Source organism: Kitasatospora sp. NPDC059088 (genome assembly GCF_042738155.1).
Taxonomy (GTDB): Bacteria; Actinomycetota; Actinomycetes; order Streptomycetales; family Streptomycetaceae; genus Kitasatospora.
On record NZ_JBHYGR010000169.1, the window covers coordinates 1 to 17,159 of the forward strand.

The 17,159-nt window shown below is 75.3% G+C and carries 14 protein-coding genes; 6 read left to right on the forward strand and 8 right to left on the reverse strand.

The window, feature by feature from the left end:
* Positions 1–273 precede the first annotated feature (273 nt).
* Positions 274–2,613: an ATP-binding protein gene (locus ACFWXO_RS40660; RefSeq protein ID WP_380531130.1), complete on the forward strand. Its 2,340-nt coding sequence runs from the start codon at positions 274–276 to the stop codon at positions 2,611–2,613.
* Positions 2,614–2,652: 39 nt separating this feature from the next.
* Here ACFWXO_RS40660 and ACFWXO_RS40665 read toward each other — a convergent pair whose 3' ends face one another.
* From ACFWXO_RS40665 to ACFWXO_RS40680, 4 genes are all read right to left on the reverse strand, one after another.
* On the reverse strand, positions 2,653–3,162 hold the full coding sequence (locus tag ACFWXO_RS40665) for a DUF6193 family natural product biosynthesis protein (protein ID WP_380531133.1): 510 nt from the start codon (positions 3,160–3,162) through the stop codon (positions 2,653–2,655).
* Between the two features lie 424 nt (positions 3,163–3,586).
* Positions 3,587–4,957 (reverse strand): hypothetical protein, encoded by a 1,371-nt coding sequence (locus ACFWXO_RS40670; RefSeq protein WP_380531136.1) that lies wholly within the window; start codon positions 4,955–4,957, stop codon positions 3,587–3,589.
* 218 nt (positions 4,958–5,175) lie between these two features.
* Positions 5,176–5,970, reverse strand: a complete 795-nt coding sequence (locus tag ACFWXO_RS40675) for a YcnI family protein (RefSeq protein ID WP_380531139.1) — start codon at positions 5,968–5,970, stop codon at positions 5,176–5,178.
* 160 nt (positions 5,971–6,130) lie between these two features.
* On the reverse strand, positions 6,131–6,985 hold the full coding sequence (locus ACFWXO_RS40680) for a hypothetical protein (protein ID WP_380531142.1): 855 nt from the start codon (positions 6,983–6,985) through the stop codon (positions 6,131–6,133).
* 363 nt (positions 6,986–7,348) lie between these two features.
* On the opposite strand from ACFWXO_RS40680, the gene ACFWXO_RS40685 reads away from it, so the two are divergent.
* Together ACFWXO_RS40685 and ACFWXO_RS40690 are read left to right on the forward strand one after the other, a co-directional pair.
* Positions 7,349–9,412, forward strand: a complete 2,064-nt coding sequence (locus ACFWXO_RS40685; RefSeq protein ID WP_380531145.1) for a glycosyltransferase — start codon at positions 7,349–7,351, stop codon at positions 9,410–9,412.
* Positions 9,413–9,419: 7 nt separating this feature from the next.
* A complete protein-coding gene (locus ACFWXO_RS40690; protein WP_380531148.1) occupies positions 9,420–10,178 on the forward strand; it encodes a polysaccharide deacetylase family protein in 759 nt (252 codons plus the stop codon).
* A gap of 69 nt (positions 10,179–10,247) precedes the next feature.
* On the opposite strand, the gene ACFWXO_RS40695 is transcribed toward ACFWXO_RS40690, so the two are convergent.
* Positions 10,248–10,724: a MarR family transcriptional regulator gene (locus ACFWXO_RS40695; RefSeq protein WP_380531150.1), complete on the reverse strand. Its 477-nt coding sequence runs from the start codon at positions 10,722–10,724 to the stop codon at positions 10,248–10,250.
* Between the two features lie 415 nt (positions 10,725–11,139).
* Here ACFWXO_RS40695 and ACFWXO_RS40700 point away from each other — a divergent pair, with 415 nt between their 5' ends.
* A complete protein-coding gene (locus ACFWXO_RS40700; RefSeq protein WP_380531152.1) occupies positions 11,140–12,648 on the forward strand; it encodes a tyrosinase family protein in 1,509 nt (502 codons plus the stop codon).
* Positions 12,649–12,682: 34 nt separating this feature from the next.
* Here the strand turns inward: ACFWXO_RS40700 and ACFWXO_RS40705 are convergent, their stop codons facing one another.
* Both ACFWXO_RS40705 and ACFWXO_RS40710 read right to left on the reverse strand, forming a co-directional pair.
* Positions 12,683–13,018 carry a hypothetical protein gene (locus tag ACFWXO_RS40705; RefSeq protein ID WP_380531155.1) on the reverse strand — a complete coding sequence of 112 codons (336 nt, stop codon included), beginning with the start codon at positions 13,016–13,018 and terminating at the stop codon, positions 12,683–12,685.
* A 95-nt stretch (positions 13,019–13,113) separates the two neighbouring features.
* Entirely contained in the window at positions 13,114–13,512 is a 399-nt protein-coding gene (locus ACFWXO_RS40710) for a VOC family protein (protein WP_380531158.1), read from the reverse strand.
* 109 nt (positions 13,513–13,621) lie between these two features.
* Here ACFWXO_RS40710 and ACFWXO_RS40715 point away from each other — a divergent pair, with 109 nt between their 5' ends.
* Positions 13,622–14,659: a helix-turn-helix transcriptional regulator gene (locus ACFWXO_RS40715; RefSeq protein ID WP_380531161.1), complete on the forward strand. Its 1,038-nt coding sequence runs from the start codon at positions 13,622–13,624 to the stop codon at positions 14,657–14,659.
* Positions 14,660–14,856: 197 nt separating this feature from the next.
* On the opposite strand, the gene ACFWXO_RS40720 is transcribed toward ACFWXO_RS40715, so the two are convergent.
* Positions 14,857–16,257, reverse strand: coding sequence for an Ig-like domain repeat protein (locus ACFWXO_RS40720; RefSeq protein WP_380531164.1), 1,401 nt, complete (start codon positions 16,255–16,257; stop codon positions 14,857–14,859).
* A gap of 262 nt (positions 16,258–16,519) precedes the next feature.
* Between ACFWXO_RS40720 and ACFWXO_RS40725 the strand changes: the two genes are divergently transcribed.
* Positions 16,520–17,159: class I SAM-dependent methyltransferase (locus tag ACFWXO_RS40725; protein WP_380531167.1), on the forward strand; the 640-nt coding region annotated here is incomplete at its 3' end.

Genomic DNA, 17,159 nt, shown 5'->3' on the forward strand with positions numbered 1-17,159 from the left:
CCGGGGGGGGGGCCCCCCCCGCCCGCCGCGGGGCGGGCCGGCCCGGGGCGGGGGGGGCGGCGCGCCGCGGTACCCCCGTAACCGCGCCTCGCCGCCGGACGGGCCCGACACCGTCGGGCCAAGCCTTCATCCTCGCCCCGGGACGAGGACGACGACCACGACGTTGACCTGACGTTGACCTGACACTTGGCCTCCGGGGGACTACGCTCAGGCGCGATCCGGGTCGGCCGGGCGGGGCGGCGACACGGTGCGCAGGGAATCCGGAGGGAACGGGTGGGGGCTGCTGCTTTCGCCGCGCTGCTGCGCGAGCGACGTCTGTCGGTGGGGTGGAGCCAGGACGAACTGGCCGACCGCTCAGGGGTGTCGGCCCGGTCGATCAGCGCGCTGGAGGCCGGTGGCCGCCGACCGCGGATGTCCTCGGTGGTCCGGCTCGCCGAGGCCCTCGGCGTCGCCCCGGACGCCCGGGCCCACTGGCTGGCCGCCGCCCGGGAGAGCGATGCGCCTCCCGCCGTGCCCGCCCCGGAGAGCGCGCCGCCGCCCTCCCCGCCGCCGCTGCCCTCCCCGGGGGCCTCGGGCCCGCAGCAACTCCCCATGGCGATCCGGCACTTCACCGGCCGGGCCGGTGAGCTCCGGGCCCTCGACGCCCTGCTCGCCGACGTGACCCCCGGCTGCGGCGCGGTCGTGATCTCGGCGATCGCCGGCACCGCCGGTGTGGGCAAGACCAGCCTCGCCGTGCACTTCGCCCACCGGGTGGCCGACCGCTTTCCCGACGGCCAACTCTTCGCCAACCTGCGCGGGTTCGACCCGGCCCGGGCCCCGGTCGACGCCGCCGACGTGGCCCGCGGCTTCCTGGACGCCCTGGGCGTCCCGGCCCTGCGGATCCCCGCCGACCCCGACGGGCAGCTCGCGCTCCTGCGCAGCCGGCTGGCGGGCACCCGGACGCTGATCGTCCTGGACAACGTCCGGGAGGCGGAGCAGGTCCGCCCGCTGCTGCCGGGCTCCACCACCTGCCTGGTCGTGGTCACCAGCCGCAACCGGCTGCCCGGCCTGGTCGCCCTGGACGGCGCGGTGCCGATCGCCCTGGACGTGCTCTCCCGCGAGGAGGCCCGCGAACTGTTCGCCCGCCGCCTCGGCGCGACCACCGTCGCCGAACAGCCCGACGCGGTCGACGAACTGATCGAGCTGTGCGCCCGGCTGCCGCTCGCCCTCAACATCGCCGCCGCCCGGGCCGCCGACCACCCCGGCACCCCGCTCGGCGTCTGGGCGCGCGAGCTGCGCGACTCCCGGGCCCGCCTGGACCTGCTGTCGGCGGGCGACAGCCACGCCGACGTCCGCCTGGTGCTCTCCTGGTCCTACCACGCCCTGGCCCCGCAGGCCGCCCGGCTGTTCCGGCTGCTCGGCCTGCACCCGGGCCCCACCATCAGCGTGCCGGCGGCCGCGAGCCTCACGGGCCGCCCGCCGACCGAGACCCGCGCCCTGCTGGACGACCTGCACCGGGCCCACCTGATCACCGCACCCGAGCCCGGCCGGTACACCTTCCACGACCTGCTGCGCGCGTACGCCGCCGAACAGGCGGCCGCCCTCGAACCACCGCAGGGCCGGGCCGGGGCGACCCGGCGGATGCTCGACCACTACCTCCACACCGCCCACCGCGCGGCCGGGCTCGCCTACGCAGACGACGCCTCCTGGCACCCGCTCGACCTCGCCCGCCCCGCCGCCGGAGTGACACCCGAACAGCTCACCGACCGGCAGCAGGCGCTCGCCTGGTACCGGGACGAACAGCCCGTGCTGGAACGGATCGTCGACGCCTCGCACGCGGCCGGGGCCGACCTGCACACCTGGCAACTGGTCGGCGCCCAGGTGCCCTACCTGCTCAAGTCGGGCCTGTGGCAGCAGTGGCAGCGCGCCGGCGAGACCGCGCTGGCCGCCGCCCGACGCGCCGGCGACCCCGACCGCCGGGCCCACGCCCACCGCTGGCTCGGCCAGGTGCACCGCTCCCAGGACCGCCAGCCCGAGGCCCAGCGCGAACTACGCCTGGCCCTGGCCCTGTTCGAGGAGACCGGCGACCGGCCGCGCGAGGGCCGCACCAGGCTCGACCTCGCCATCGCCCACGGCGAGGTCCGGGACGACGCCGAGGCGGTGGCCGAGTCCCGACGGGCCCTGGCCCTGTTCGAAGAACTCGGCGACCCCTCCGGACAGGCCCTCGCCCTCAACAGCATCGGCTGGTACCTGGCCCAGCAGGGCGAGCTGCGCGCCGCGCTCACCCACTGCCGGCGCGCCCTGGACCTCGCCCGCGAGGCCGGCAACCTGCCCGGCCAGTCCTCCATCTGGGACAGCATCGGCTACATCCACCACCGCCTCGGCGAGTACCGCGAGGCCCTGCCCGCCTACCACGAGTCCCTCGATCTACGGCGGGCGGTCGGCGACTACTTCCTCCAGGCCGACATCCACACCCACCTCGGCGACACCCACCTCGCCCTCGGCGACCGGGAAGCCGCCCGAGCCGACTGGACCCGCGGCCTGGCCATCCTGGACGACCTCCAGCACCGCGACGCCGAAGCCGTCCGGGCCCGCCTCCACCGCCTCGACGCCGCCCCGGGCACGGACCGATAGCAGGCCTCGGATCCCGAGCCGAGCCGCTCGAACGGCGCTCTAACGCGCCGCTCCGATCCCCTCCGGCAGGACGGCCACCACGAAGGCCACGGCCTCCTCCGGCGTCTCGAAGCGCGCGAGCAACGTGCCCCCGTTCCGTACCCCGTAGAACCCCTCGTCGTGCGGCCAGATCATGGGCCCGACCCTTGTCGTGGTCCGCTTCGCCGTGATGCCGGTGGAGAACCCGAGGTTGAAGTGGCTGGTCACCGGCATCAGTTGGCGGAGCACCGGCTGGGCGTACGCCGCCGCCAACAGCGCATGCACGCGCGGGAACCGGTTCATCGGCGGCATGTGGATGCCGTCGAGTCGGCGGCACCACTCCAGCTCGACGGCACCGAGCGGCTCCCGCTCGTGCGCGAGGGCCCAAGGGCGGAACTCGATGCACGGGGCCTGCTCCCTGGTTCCCGCGAGCCCCGCTCCACCCGTCCAGGCCACCACCGCCCTGACCACCTCGGCCGGGTCGGCGGTCGACCCGCCGGCCAGGCACCGGCCATTGCTCTGGAGGTACACCCCAGAAGGTCCGACGCTGCTCGTCGGCCGGGCGCACCCACACCCGCCGGTCGAGCCCCGCGTCGACGTACGCGGCTGTGCCCCTCCACGGTCCTTCGTGCTCAGGCAGAACGACCCCGAGGCCCTCCGCCGCACGCAGCAACCTCTCCCCGAGCGTCACGCCACCCCAGTCGTCCTCGCCGGACCCCACCTCGAAGCCCATCCGACCAGTATGCCGCCGAGCGCATCGACGGTCTCCGTCGATCAGGCTACGGTCCTCCTCACCTCGGGCCGGGCGCCGGCCGGGGTCGATGCCTTCTGCTCGGACGGTGCGCGCCGAGGGCTGTGACGGCGGTACGGCGGAACTGCTGGTCCACCTGCCGGCCCTCCCCGTTCGACGGTGTCGGGGCACGCTACCACCGGGGTGACCGGCAGGTGGTCCGTCTCACGGGCGGCGCAGGAAGACGTCCTGGAGGAGGTTGGTGTCCCCCGGGACGAGGTTGCCGTCGTCGGCGTTGAAGATCACGGTGTCGCCGGTGGCATCGACCCGGGGGGCGGAGGAGGCGGCCGTGCTCTGGGCGCCGTCGCGGGTGAGGCTGACCCGCTCGGTCGTCCCGGTCCGCAGGTCGCGGCGGAAGACGTCGACGGCGCCGTTGGTGTCGCCGGGGACGAGGTTGTCGGCGGCGGAGTCGAAGTAGACCCAGCGGCCGTCGGCGGTCATCTCGCCGCCGGAGGATTCGCCGTCCGGTGTGCTGCCCGACAGCCCGGTGTCGACCTGGGTGGTCCGGCCGGTGGCCAGTTCGTGGGCGTACACGTCCAGTCGGGTGCCGCCGTGGCCGGGGCTGCCCTGGCCGTAGGACGCGAGGGAGTAGAGCAGGTAGCGGCCGTCCCGGCTGATCCGGGCGTCGTGGGCGGCGTCGCCCAGGTGCCCGGCCGCGTCCAGGCTGCCGGCGGCGATCCGGCCGGTGCCGGCCTTCCAGACGTAGTAGGGGTAGTAGTGCGGCCGGGCCAGTGCGGGGGCCGCGGTCGCGGCCGGGGTCGCGGCGGGGAGCAGGTTGCCCGCCCGCGAGCCGAAGGAGACGGTGGAGCCGTCGGCGCTGATCGTCGGGTCGAAGGAGTTGGCCTCGGCGGCCGTGCCGTCCGCGCCGACGGTGACCAGGCGGCTGGTGCCGGTCCGGCGGTCGGTGACGTAGACGTTGTTCTGGCCGGTGACCGCCGCGCCGCTGGCGAGGTCGCCGCGGTTGGACACGTAGGCGACGTAGCGCCCGTCCCGGCTGATCGACGGGCTCTCGGCGTCGTAGCGGCTCTGGTCGTCGGTGGTGGGCAGGCCGCCCGCGGTGACCAGCTCGGTGCGGCCGGTCCAGCGGTCGCGGACGTAGACGTCGCTGCGGTGCTTGGCACCGCCGGGCAGCACGTTGGTGGCACTGGCGCTGAACGCCACGTACCGGCCGTCACCGCTGATCGAGGCCTGGAAGGTCATGGCGTTCAGCTTCGATCCGTCGTCGGCGACGCTGACCCGCTCGACGTGGCCGTTGCGCAGGTCCCGGACGTAGATCTCGACGTTGTTCGGGGTACCGGGTAGCGGCAGCAGGTTGGTGGCGGTCGAGGAGAACAGGGCGTAGCGGCCGTCGTCGCTCAGGCCGAGGGCGGTCGAGTAGCCGTCGAGCTGTTCGCCCTTGGGGCCTTCGCTGACCCGGGCGGTCTCGCCCTTGGGCGGCCGGGCCTCGGCGGCGGGCATCGCGGCGCCGGCCGCGAGGGCGGCCACCAGGACGGCGGCGGCGCGGGCCGACCGGCGACGGGTGCGGGCGGTGGTCATGGATCATCCTCCCCAGATGACGGTGCCGGGCCCGAACACCCCCCGCGGCCCGGTTCGGGACGAGCCAACCGCCCGCGCGGACGGCCGGTCAACGACCGTGGGCCAGGTCGTCCGGAAACACGCCACCGCCGGGGTTTCCGGCCGAAACCTCCCGCTCCGCTACGCCGCCGGGCCGGGCCGGGCCGGTGCGGCAGGAGAGCGCCGCACCGGCCCGGGGCTCACGCCGAGGTGCCCGTACGGCCGCGGCGGCCGAGCAGTACGCCAGCCGCCGCAGCGAGCACGCCGAGCACGCCGACCACGATGCCGGCGATGCCGAGACCGCGGGCGGTCGAGTCGCTGGCGTCGGCCTTCGCCCCAGCAGCCGCAGCCGTCGCCGTCGCCGTCGGCGCTGCCGTCGCACCGCCCGACGGCGCCGGAGTCGCGGCGCCCGCGCTGTCCCCGTCGGCGGCCGCAGCCGTCAGGTGCAGCACGGGGGCCGGGTTCTTCGGCTCCGGCTGTCCGGCCTGGGGCTCCTCGATCCAGCGCACCACATTGCCGTCGCTGTACGTCTGGAGGGCCTTGAAGACCACCTGGTCGGTGCCCTCGGGCAGCGCGCCGAGCTCGACGGTGAAGTCCTGGTAGTGGCCGGGGCTGATCTGGCCGCCGGTCCAGATCACCTGGGAGACCACGTCGGTGACGTCCCCGTCGTCGGTGTGGATCGGGGTGGTGAGCTTGGTCGTGGTGATCTTGTCGGTCCAGCCGGGCACCGGCGCGACCAGCGCGGACGGGACGGGGTGGTCGGTCGGGAAGTCGATCTCCACCTTGACGGTGCTCTTGGTGTCGTCCTCGTTCGGCACCCGGAAGGCGAAGGTCCGGTCGGTGGCGTTCTTCGGGACGCTGGACGGGTCCACGATGACGTGCGCGGAGGCCGTGGTGGCGGCGGCCAGGACGGTCGCGGCCGCCAGGGCGGCAGCGGCGGCCAGGCGGGTGGTGCGGGTCAAGGGAGTCGGGCGGGTCAGGCGGGAAGCTCGCATGATGCGGTCGTTCTCCAGAGGAGGGCACGCGTGGCCGCGCACGGGCGGGCGGCGGGCCGGTGTCCGAACCGGGACGTCGTCGGCCGCCGTACGGGAGGTCGCGTGCGGTGGGTGATCGGGGGCGGGAGGACGGCCTGGCCCGGGAGCGTCCCCGCTCCGGTCACGCCGTCGCACACCCCGGCGGGCCGCGCCTGATCACCACGTGCCGTAGGAAGGCCGAGCACGCCCGGCCCGAGCGGTCGGCGCCCGAGGCCCGGCGCAGCGCGCGCCCGGGGGCGTTCAGCCCGTCCCGCAGGACCGTGAACAGGGCCAGTACGCCTCGGAGTTGAGCCGCGCAGGCCCGCCCGGTGGCCTCGGCGGCGCGGGCCGCGAGCCGGACCAGCGCCCACACCGCCGCCTCGCCCCGGCGCAGCCACCAGCCGGCGGCGAGGGTCGCGCCCAGGTGCGCCAGGAGCATCGCGGGGCTCAGCCCGACGAGCGTCGCATGGCACCAGAAGCCGAGGTGGCTCGCCGCCACGGCGGTGTGGTGGGCGGTGCCCGCGCCTGCGCTCGCCGTGACGTGCGTCATGGCAGCGCTCCGACGCCCGGCCATCCCCGGCATACCGCTCATCCCCGGCATGCCCGCCATGTCCGGCATCCCACTCATATCCGGCATTCCGGCCGTCCCACCGGTGCCGCCCCGCGCCGTCCCCGACTGCCCGGCCCCGGTACCAGCCCCGGCAGCGGCCCCGGCCGCGTGGAACAACAGGTGCAGGCCCGCCTGGCCGCCCAGCAGAGCGCCGACGATCGCCCGGGCCGAACGCTCCCGCCGCGCACCGACCACGGCGAACGCCGCGACCAGCACCCACCCGAGCAGCAGCACGCCGGGCGACAGCCGGTCCCCCGAGGCCAGCACGTGCCCGGCGGCGGACAGCACGAGGCAGACCGTCGCGAAGGGCAGGGCCCGCAGCACGCGAAGGTCGAGGGCGGCGGCGCGCACCGGTAGCGGTGCGGGCCCGGCGTCGAGGTCGGTCATGGCGGCGCCATCATGGCACGGGATCCCTGGGCCCCGTCGGGGTCTCCCCTGATTCGTCCCCGATCCGGCGCCCGGCGGCGTTTCGTCCCACCCCGCCCCGGCTACCACAGCCGTACGACCCGTCCGGGAAACCGGGCCGCAGGCCTTCATCGCGGCACGCCGGAGGGGTAGTTGAGCTTAAGCGGATCTTCAGCAAGCCCCTGTCATCCTGACCGTGCCGCGGTTCGCCGCGGCCCCAGCCGCCGCTCGTCGCACCAGGCGGCTTCCCCCGCGCCCCGGCCGCGTCCGGGCACCGGATCGTGCCCGGACGGGCACCGGAAGCCACCCGCCCCTGCCCCGTCACCGCCAGAGGATCGGCCGATCGTGTCGCAACTCCCGCACCTCCACGAGGCATCGGCGCACCACGCCGACGCGTCCCGCCCGTCCGCGCCAGCCGCCTCGACCGCCGCCGGGCGCGTCGTCATCGTCTCCGCGAGCGTGGGCGCCGGGCACGACGGCGCCGCCGCCCAACTCGCCCTGCGCCTGGCCGGGTCGGGCCACACCGTCGACCGCTGGGACTTCCTGGACCTGGTCCCCGCCGGGCTCGGACCACTGGTCTCGGAGTGCTACCGGCGGCTGCTGACCATCGCCCCCTCCGCCTACCAGCGGATCTACTCCAGCACCGAGTCCACCGGCCGGCCGGGCGCCCTGATCCGGCTGATCCAGCGCAGCACCCACCGCAAGCTGCTGCGCGCGCTGCCGCCGGACACCCGCGCGGTGGTGGCCACCTACCCGATCGCCGGGCAGGTGCTCGGCACCCTGCGCAGCCGGGGTCGGCTGGCGGTGCCCGCCGCGGTCTACCTGACCGACTTCTCCGTGCACCCGCTCTGGGTGGCGCCCGGCGTCGACCTCCACCTGGCGGCCCATCCCGTCCCCGCCGAACAGGCGCGTGCGCACGGGGCCGAGCGGGTCGCGGTCGCGGGCCCGGTGGTCGACCCCCGGTTCACCCCGACCACGGAGGCCCTGCGCACGGCCGCCCGGGACCGGTTCGGGCTGCCTCCGGGCGCACCGCTGGCCCTGCTGGTGGCCGGCTCCTGGGGGGTGGGCGAGGTGGCGAGGGTGGCCGCCGAGGTGCGGGCCACCGGGGCGGCGGTGCCGGTCGTGGTGTGCGGGAGGAACCGGGCCCTGGCGGAACGGCTGCGGGCGGACGGCGTCGAGCACGCCTTCGGCTGGGTCCGGGACATGCCCGGCCTGATGCACGCCTGCGACGTGCTGGTGCAGAACGCCGGGGGCCTGACCTCGCTGGAGGCGTTCGCCTGCGGCCTGCCGGTGGTCAGCTACCGCTGCATACCCGGGCACGGCCTGACCAACGCGGCCGCCCTCGACCAGGCGGGCCTGGCCCCCTGGGTCCGCGACCCGGCGGAGCTCGCGGCCGTGCTCACCGCCATGGTCGACGGGCCCACCGGGCGCCGGTACCGGGAGGCGGGGCTGGCGCTGCACCGCGACGCGTCCGGGCCGGCGGAGGCCATCGCGGCCATCGCGGCCGGTTCCTCCGGCGCCGTACGGGCCGCCGGTGGCTCTCCCGGCGTACCGGGCTCCGCCCCCTCCCCCGCCCTACCGGACTCCGGCTCCGCCCCCGCCGTACCGGACTCCGCCGCCTCCCCCGCCGTACCGGCCGACGCCGCGCCCCCGGTGCACGCCGGACCGCCACCACTGATCCCCGCGCAACGCCGCCGCCCCGACCGGGAAGCCATCCCCACCCGCGCCTCCGCTCCCACCCCACGCCGCCCCGACCGCAGCCCCGACCGCCGCCCGGGCCGTCGCGTCGGCCTCGCGGTCGCGGCGCTCAGCGCGACCGCCTGGCTGTCCACCGCGGGCACCCAACTCGCCGTCGCCTACGGCGGGTTCGACGCCGTCGACGCCGGCCGCACCGGCCGGGCCTTCCTCGTGGTGCACCCGCCGCACGGCGGGCACCTCGACGACGCCACCCTGCGCGCCCTGTCGGCCGTGCAGGCCGCCGTCTCGGTCGACACGGACGAGGCCGCCGCCGACCCGGCCGAGGTCCGCCGCTTCGCGGCCGCCGGGCTCACCCTGGTCAACGCCGGCTACGGCCCGCCCTACCAGAGCGGGATCGTCACCCGCCGCGACTCCGTCGAGGCCGGGGCCGACGCCCTGCGCTCCGCCACCGGCGCGGGCAGCTCCTTCTTCCTCTCCAGCCGGGACGTGGACGCCCTCGACCTCGGCCTGGCCGCCTACCACCGCGAGCACCTGGTCGTCCCGGACCTCCGGATCGCCTGCGGCAGCGCCGTCACCCCGCAGCTGAGACCCGGCCAGATCGTCCTGGTCGAGTGCGGCAGCGCCGATCCGGCGGGGCTCACCACGACCATGAACCGCCTGCTCACCTCCCACCGCCCGCCGCGCCTCGGCGCGCTGAACTCCCTTTCCTGAGGCCCCCATGAAGCCCCGCGCGCTCCCGCTGCTCGGCGCCGCCGCTGCCACCGCCGCCGTCGCCGCCACCGCCCTCCACGCGGCTCCCGTGCTCTCCACCTACGGGCCGCTGCGCAACCGGCTGCTGCCCCGGCTCGCCGGGACGGGCCGCCCCGACCACGTGGCCCTCACCTTCGACGACGGCCCGGACCCGTCCTCCACGCCCGCCTTCCTGGCCCTGCTCCAGGAGCGCCAGGTGCACGCCACCTTCTTCCTGCTCGGCTCGATGGCCGTCCGCGCGCCCGCGCTGGTGCGGGAGATCGCCGACGCCGGGCACGAGATCGCCGTGCACGGCTGGGCGCACCGCCCGCTGCTGCTGCGCGGGCCGCGCGCCACCTACGAGGACCTGCGCCGGGCCCGCGACACCGTCGCCGACCTCACCGGCACCGCGCCGCAGTGGTTCCGGCCCCCGTACGGCGTCATGAGCGTGGGCGCCCACCTCGCGGCCCGCCGGCTCGGCCTGACCCCGGTGCTGTGGACGAGCTGGGGCGAGGACTGGACCGGCCGCGCCACGCCGGACACCGTCCACCGCACCGTCACCGCGGACCTCTACGGCGGCGGCACCGTCCTGCTGCACGACTCGGACTGCACCTCGGCCCCCGAGGCCTGGCGCTCCGCCCTCGGCGCCCTGCCCCGGCTGCTCGACCACTGCGCCACCCGGGGCTGGCAGGTCGGCCCGCTCTGCGAGCACGGGGTCGGGGCGGGGCCCCGAGGCGGCGCGGCCTGAACCGGACCGACCACGGAACCCGGCGCGTCAACCGACGACGGAACCCGGCGCGTCGGCGGCCCCGGCGCGTCAGCCCGAAACGGACTGCGGCCCGGCCGCGATGCGGGCCGCCCGGGCGCACACCCGCCGCAGCAGCGCGTTCAGTTCGGTGCGCTGGCCCTTCGTCAGCGGGGCCAGCAGGTCCTCCTGGACGCTGGCGGCGTCGCCGTGCAGCCCCTCCAGGGCGGCCTCGCCCGCAGCGGTGAGGGTCACCACCTCGTGGCGGCCGTTGACCTGGACGACCATCGACTGCACCAGCGCGGCGGCCAGCAGTTCGTCGAGCGCCCCGGAGACCTCCGCCTCCGGCAGGCGCAGCCGGGCGGCGAGGTCGGGCCGGGCGTGCGCGCCCTGCCGGGACAGCGCCGCGAGCACCGACAGGTGGGTCTGACCCATCCCCCGGGCCCGCCAGCGGTCCGCCAGCAGGCCGTCCGCCGCCCGGCCGGCCGCGGACAGCAGGTAGACCGTCTGCTCGAAGGGACTCGACGATCCCTTCCGCCCGTCGTACACGTGCCATCCAATCGCTGGGAGAGGGCTGCACCACCTCCGGTCCGGGCCCCGGAGTGCCGACGCCCATGCCCGCGCCGGGCCGAGTCGTACCGGCGGTGAGCGGTACGGAACGCGCGGAGGGCGCGAGGACCACGGGCACGCGGTGCCGCGGACGGGCGGGAGCAGCCACACCCTACCCACGGTCGGCGGCTCCGGTCTACATCGATGTCGTCGAACCGCGAGGTCACCGGCCCCGCGCCGCGCACCCGGACCGGGTCACGCTCCGACGGCCGGTCGACGTATCTCCGCACCCGGGCACGTGTCGGTCGTACAGAGACCTTTCGGGCTCCCGCATACTCGCGATCGCTGTTCGAGGGCGCCTACGCCGCGCCCGGCAGCCGACCCGAGCACCCGCCCCGAGCCCGCCGGAGGACCCGTGACCACACCCCCGACCACCCCCGACCCCGATCCGGTCGTCGCGGCGCCGACGTACCTGGCGGACATCCGCACCTACTTCCGCCCCGAGGACGTGGCCCACATGGCCACCAAGGGCATCGACCTCGGCACCTACGACGGGGTGAAGCAGAACGCCCTCACGATCTTCGCCCACACCTCGCCGCCCAACGCGGGCATGCCCCCGGACGCGGCGGGCAAGTGGAGCGCCAACCGCTCGCAGACCTTCAAGAACTGGATCGTCAACGGCTTCCCGCTCGGCACCTCGACGCCGGTCACGACGCCGCCCGGCGGGGCGGCCCCGGCCCGGCTGCGCAAGGACGTCACCACGCTCACCGACGCCGAATTCGCCCTCCTGACAACGGCGTTCAACGGCGTCATGGCCCGCTCCAGCACCGCACCGGACGGCTACTTCACCCTGGCCGGGCAGCACGGGCTCCCCAAGGCCTGGTGCCTGCACCACGAGCCCCGCTTCAACCCCTGGCACCGGGTCTACCTGCGCGAGTTCGAGGACGCGCTGCGTTCCGTCCCGGGCTGCCAGGACGTGACGCTCCCCTACTGGGACATCTCCACCCCGCTGCCGGACCGCCTCCAGCACCCGCCGTTCGACCAGTACGTCCTGCCGGCCGACCCCGGCGCCACCGCGACGCCGCCGGTCACCGGGCTCTTCCCGTACACGACCGAGCGCTACCCGGTCGCCGAGATCACGGCGAACGTGACGAGCTTCGGGGTCCTCGACGACATCGCCACGTCGATGGCCCAGTCCCTCTGGGGCGCGTCCGACATCAACGGCTACCAGAAGTTCTCGATCCAGGCCCACGACAGCGGCCACGGATCGGTCGGGCCGACGATGGGCGTCCAGGAGGTCTCCGCCTTCGACCCGGTCTTCTGGTTCTTCCACTGCAACATCGACCGGCTGTGGCTGCGCTGGCAGCACCTCAACACCGCGACCACCCTGGCCGGGTTCCGCACCACCCTCGCCGGCGGGGACGACAGCTGGCTCACCGACCCGAGCTTCAACCCGCTGCCGCCGTTCACCGCGACCGCCGACCAGACCATCGCCACCGACATCGGGTACGACCGGCTGGACCTGCCCCCCGCCCCCGCGGAGACCGTCATGGAGAACCTCTCCGGCAGCATCGACGCCGCCCGCACCTTCTCCTTCCGCAGCGCCGACCCGGTCTCGGTGCGGGTGAAGGGCATCAACCGGCTGAACATCCCGGGCTCGTTCGTCGTCAGCCTGCTCGCCGACGGCGAGCCGGTCGCGAAGCGGTTCTTCTTCCAGCCGAACAACCCGCGCCAGTGCGAGACGTGCGCCAAGCACGCCACCGTCAACATCGACTTCCGGCTGACGAGGGAGCAGGTCCTGGACCGCACCCTGAGCGTCCGGATCGACGTCCCCGGGCACTCCGAGAAGGTCGGCACCGCCTTCCCCCTCGCCCAGGCCGGCCACCCCACCGTCAACGCCCGCCTCCTGGCCGGCGAGGCGTAACCCGCGGCCCCTCCCGTCGCTCTCCCCCGACCGCTCAGACGAAGGCGATGACGAGCAGGACGGCCGCCACCAGCAGCGCGACCGTCAACGCCGACGTCCCGCTGCGGCTGCCGGGGCCACCTGGGCCGCCGGAGGTGACGGCGGCCCAGGAGACGGCGGGGACCGCCACCGTGAGCACGATCGCCAGCCACCTCACGGTGCCCATCGGGACCCCGGCGACCTCGGCCCCGAAGACGGTCGTGAACATCACCAGCAGCCAGGCCGTCGCCGTCAGCAGCGCCCAGGCCGCCCGGGCGGTCCACCGCTCGACCGGGTCGGCCGCACGGAAGTTGCTGCGGGTCATCGTCAGGATCCGGGTCCAGTTCGTCACCGGAACATTCTGTCGAACCGGACTCGCGGGGGCCAGGGGCGGGCCTCCCCTGGCAGCGGGCTCGGCGGGCAGCGGGGTCAGCGGGCTCAGCGGGCTCAGCGGGCGAACTTCTGCCGCGCCGCCGGGGTGACGGGGGTGAAGAAGTTGACCAGGTTGCCGTCGGGGTCGCGGAACAGCAGCGACCGGTTGCCCCAGGGCATCGTGGTGGGACCGGCGACCACCTCGGTGAGGACGGCGGCCAGGTTGCGGTGGACGCGGTCCACGTCGTCGACCAGGAACTCGGTGATCACGCTGTGGTTGTCCGCCGGGCGGGCCGAGCCGGGGGCGAACAGCGGGACGGTACGGGTGCCGGCGATCGCGAGGGTGGCCCCGCCGATCCCCAGTTCGGCGAACTCCTCGGTGGCCCACACCGCCCGCACCCCGGTGACCTGCTCGTAGAAGGCGACGAGGCGGGCGACGTCGGCGGTGATGACGCGGATCGAGACGAAGTCCATGGGGATCTCCTTGGCTGAACCTGAAAAAACGGGACTCGGGAACCTGCACGTCGCAGGCTAGGCGGGATACCGGACAGAACCGGTCCTCTATTCCGCCTAGGCTTCGACCATGCCCCGACCCACCGCCCGCGTACTGACCCTGCTGGAGCTGCTGCAGTCCGGCGGCACCCGGACCGTCGCCGAACTCGCCGACCGGCTCGGCGTCCAGGGGCGCACCGTGCGGCGGTACGTGGACCAGCTGAGCGAGCTGGGCATCCCGGTGGAGTCGGTGCGCGGCCGCTACGGCGGGTACCGGCTCGCCCCCGGGTACCGGCTGCCCCCGCTGATGCTCGGCGAGGACGAGGCGCTGGCCGTCCTGCTCGGCCTGCTCGCCGGCCGCCGCGCGGGCCTGAGCACGGCGGAGCGCACGGCGGGCGAGACGGCGGCGGCGAAGATCCGCCGGGTACTGCCCCAGCACCTCGCCCGCCGGCTCGACTCGCTCCTGGACGCCCTCGCCTTCACGGACCGGCCCGGCGAGTTCGACACCCCGGACGCCGAGGTCCTGCTCACCCTCGCCGACGCCGTCCGCCACCGCCGACCGGTCTCCCTCCACCACACCGGCCGCGACGGGCGCCGCACCGAACGCACCCTGCACGCGTACGGGATCGTCGCCCACGCGGGCCGGTGGTACGTCACGGGCCGCGACGCCCTGATCGACGAGGACCGGACCTTCCGCCTCGACCGGATCGCGGACGCCCGCACCCTGCCCGGCTCCTTCGACGTGCCCGACGGCCCGGATCCGGCGGACCGCGTGCTGTCGGCGTTCGCCACGGCCGACTACCGGTACGAGGTGACGGTCCGGATCCACGGGACGGTCGGGCAGATCCGCGCCGGGCTCCCGGCGAGCGTCGCGCGCCTGGCGGACGACGCCGCTGAGGGCGTCGCCCTCCAGGACGACGCGACGGCCGAGCGCTGGCGGACGGTCGAGCTGCGGGCGGAGCGGCTCGACTGGCTGCCCGCCGTACTCGCCTCACTGGACCGGCCGTTCGCCATCGAGCGGCCCGACGAACTACGCGCCCTCGTCGCCGCCCTGGCCGACCGCCTCGCCTCCTACACCCGTGGCCAAGCCCCCGAACACGCCACCGGAGACACCACCGGCCACACCTGAGCCGCGCGGGCCGGCAGCCGGTGAGGCCGAACTGCCGGTCGGCGCCGCTGCGCCGGCCACGCCTTCGTCTCCAGCCAGGCGGCCCGCTCCTCGGCCAGGGTGCCCCACCACCAGGTGAACGGGGAGGTGGCGGAGTCCAGTCCCTTCCGCCACCGGTGGAGGCAGGGTCTGCCTCCGGTGCTGCGGCGGCGCTCCGATCAGGGACTCACCGTCACGGTGATGGTCTCGGGGTCGGCGGCGTTGTCCTGGTACACCGAGTCGCCGCTGTAGACGGCGGTAATGGTGTGGGTGCCTGCGGTGCGGAAGGCGGTGACCGTCCCGCCGGCGGCGCACCTGCCGAGGGAGAGGAACAGGCGTCCCGTGCCGAGGGCCGTCCCGGTGGTGGTGTCGGTGAACGTGACGGTTCCGGTGGGCCTGGTCGTGGAGCCCGCGCCGGGGCAGACGGTGTCGCTGAGCACGACCGGCGAACCGATCCGGGTGCTCCGGGGAATCGCGGTCATGGTCGTGGTGACCGGCTTGCCCACGGTGTAACTGATGATCACCTGGCCGTTCTGGTTCGCCGTCCCGATCGTCGAGGCCGCGTAGGACGTCCCGGTGCCCGACGGGGTCACGAAGCTGCTCCCGCCACCACCACCGCCACCGCTCGCCAGGGTGCCGGTCCTGTTGACGGCAGCGCTGCCGCCGCCCCCGCCGGCGAAGTACCCGCCGCCCCCGCCACCCCCCGCACCGGTGGCAGTGGCGGCACAGCCGCCGTCGATCGCCCCGCCGGTGCCGCCGGTGCCGATCGCGGTACCGACGAACCCGCTTCCCGGCGCACCCGTCGTGGCGTTGCAGAACGCGACGGTGCCGGCCGCCCCGCCCGGACCACCCGTGTTCGTGCTGGTGCTGCCGCCGCCACCGCCCTGCCCCGGCGCGGCTCCAGGGCCGGTCGCGCTTCCCGCCGTACCGCCGGTGGCGTCGGGTGTCGTCCCGCCGTTGCCCCCGTCGCCGCCCTTCAGGCTGCCCCCGGTACCCCCGGCGGCACCGCCGCCCCCGGCGACCACCAGGAAGGAGCCCACGCTGACGCTGGACGCACCGCCCCCGCCCGGCCCTTCCGCCCGGAAGCCGGTGACCGGGATGCCCCCACCCGGAGCTCCGCCGTTGAACCCGCCGGCACCCCCCGTCCCCGTGCCGTTGCAGCCCTTGCCGCCCGCGCCGCCGACGTTGACGGTGACCGTCGTCGGGGCGGTGGTCTGCGGGAGGGTGGTGACGACCCGCGCCCCCGTCCCGCCCGTCCCCGTGACGGAACAGGAGGTACCGGTGTTGTCGCCGCCGCCCGCACCGTCGGCGGTGATCGTGACCACCGCCTGCGCCGGGATGGTGAGGCTCTGCGAGCCGCCGGTGAAGGCGAAGGTGACCACCGGGTCGGCCCCTCGGGTCCGCACCGGGGTGGTGCCCGGCGCGAACCCCGTCGCCGCAGCGGTCGCGGGGATCACCCCGGTACCGGCCAGCGCCACGCACACCCCTGCCACCACCCCGGCCCGCCACCACCGCGCACGGACGTGGACGCCCGCCTCTCCTGCGACGACGGGATGTCCTGGGGCGTGGTGTCCGATCACTGGTGTCTCCCGATGTGCTGGCTGGAGGTGGGGCTTCGGGGTGCTGGATCACGCGACCGTGCAGCGGTGGCATCCCTGCTCCGGAGCGTGATCACCCGGCCCAGCGTGACGACCGGCCGGCCCTCGCGCCCCGATTGCTCCGACGGCGGCGTGCCGCACACCATCACACCGGGCGGCACCCGGCACCCGGCACCCGAACTCACCGAGCCGCGTACACCGGCGCCAGCGCGACGCCCCTCGGCAGGCATTACCGTCCTCAGCCATGACCGAGCCGACCTACCGACACGCCACTCGGGTGGCCTACGACACCGTTGCCGTCGACTACGCCCAACTCGTGCCACCCGCGTTCGAGGGCGACCTGTACGGCCGCGCGATGATCAGCACATTCGCCGAACTCACCCGGGCCGTCGACGCCGGGCCCGTCGCTGACCTCGGCTGCGGGCCCGGCCACGTGACGGCACACCTGCACTCCTTCGGGCTGACCGCGTTCGGCATCGACCTGTCGCCGGAGACCGTTGCCGTCGCCCGTCGCACGCACCCGGACCTGCAGTTCGACGAAGGGTCGATGACCGACCTGGACCTGCCGGACGGCACTCTCGGCGGCATCCTCGCCTGGTACTCGACCGTCCACACCCCTCCGGAGCTCTTGCCGGTGGTCTTCGCGGAGCGAGAGGCCCCGACAGGGCCAGCAGGCCTACCTCCTGGCCCGAAAGCCGGGGCAGCCGACAACGCCGCGTGGGACGAACCCGCCGATCTGCTTCCCGGCGACAGTATCGAGCGAGACCGGAGAACCGGATGCCCAGGGGTGACAACTCCAGCGACGCCGAGCTCGGACGCACAGCGCACGGCGAGGACGCCGCTCAGGCGCAGGAGGGGGGGGGAGGGGGGGGCGGCGAACCCCC

Excerpts from the sequence above, each read along its gene's own strand:
- ACFWXO_RS40670 (WP_380531136.1), bottom strand. The coding sequence starts at position 4,957 with ATGACCACCGCCCGCACCCGTCGCCGGTCGGCCCGCGCCGCCGCCGTC.
- ACFWXO_RS40675 (WP_380531139.1), bottom strand. The coding sequence starts at position 5,970 with ATGCGAGCTTCCCGCCTGACCCGCCCGACTCCCTTGACCCGCACCACC.
- ACFWXO_RS40680 (WP_380531142.1), bottom strand. The coding sequence starts at position 6,985 with ATGACCGACCTCGACGCCGGGCCCGCACCGCTACCGGTGCGCGCCGCC.
- ACFWXO_RS40690 (WP_380531148.1), top strand. The coding sequence starts at position 9,420 with ATGAAGCCCCGCGCGCTCCCGCTGCTCGGCGCCGCCGCTGCCACCGCC.
- ACFWXO_RS40710 (WP_380531158.1), bottom strand. The coding sequence starts at position 13,512 with ATGGACTTCGTCTCGATCCGCGTCATCACCGCCGACGTCGCCCGCCTC.
- ACFWXO_RS40715 (WP_380531161.1), top strand. The coding sequence starts at position 13,622 with ATGCCCCGACCCACCGCCCGCGTACTGACCCTGCTGGAGCTGCTGCAG.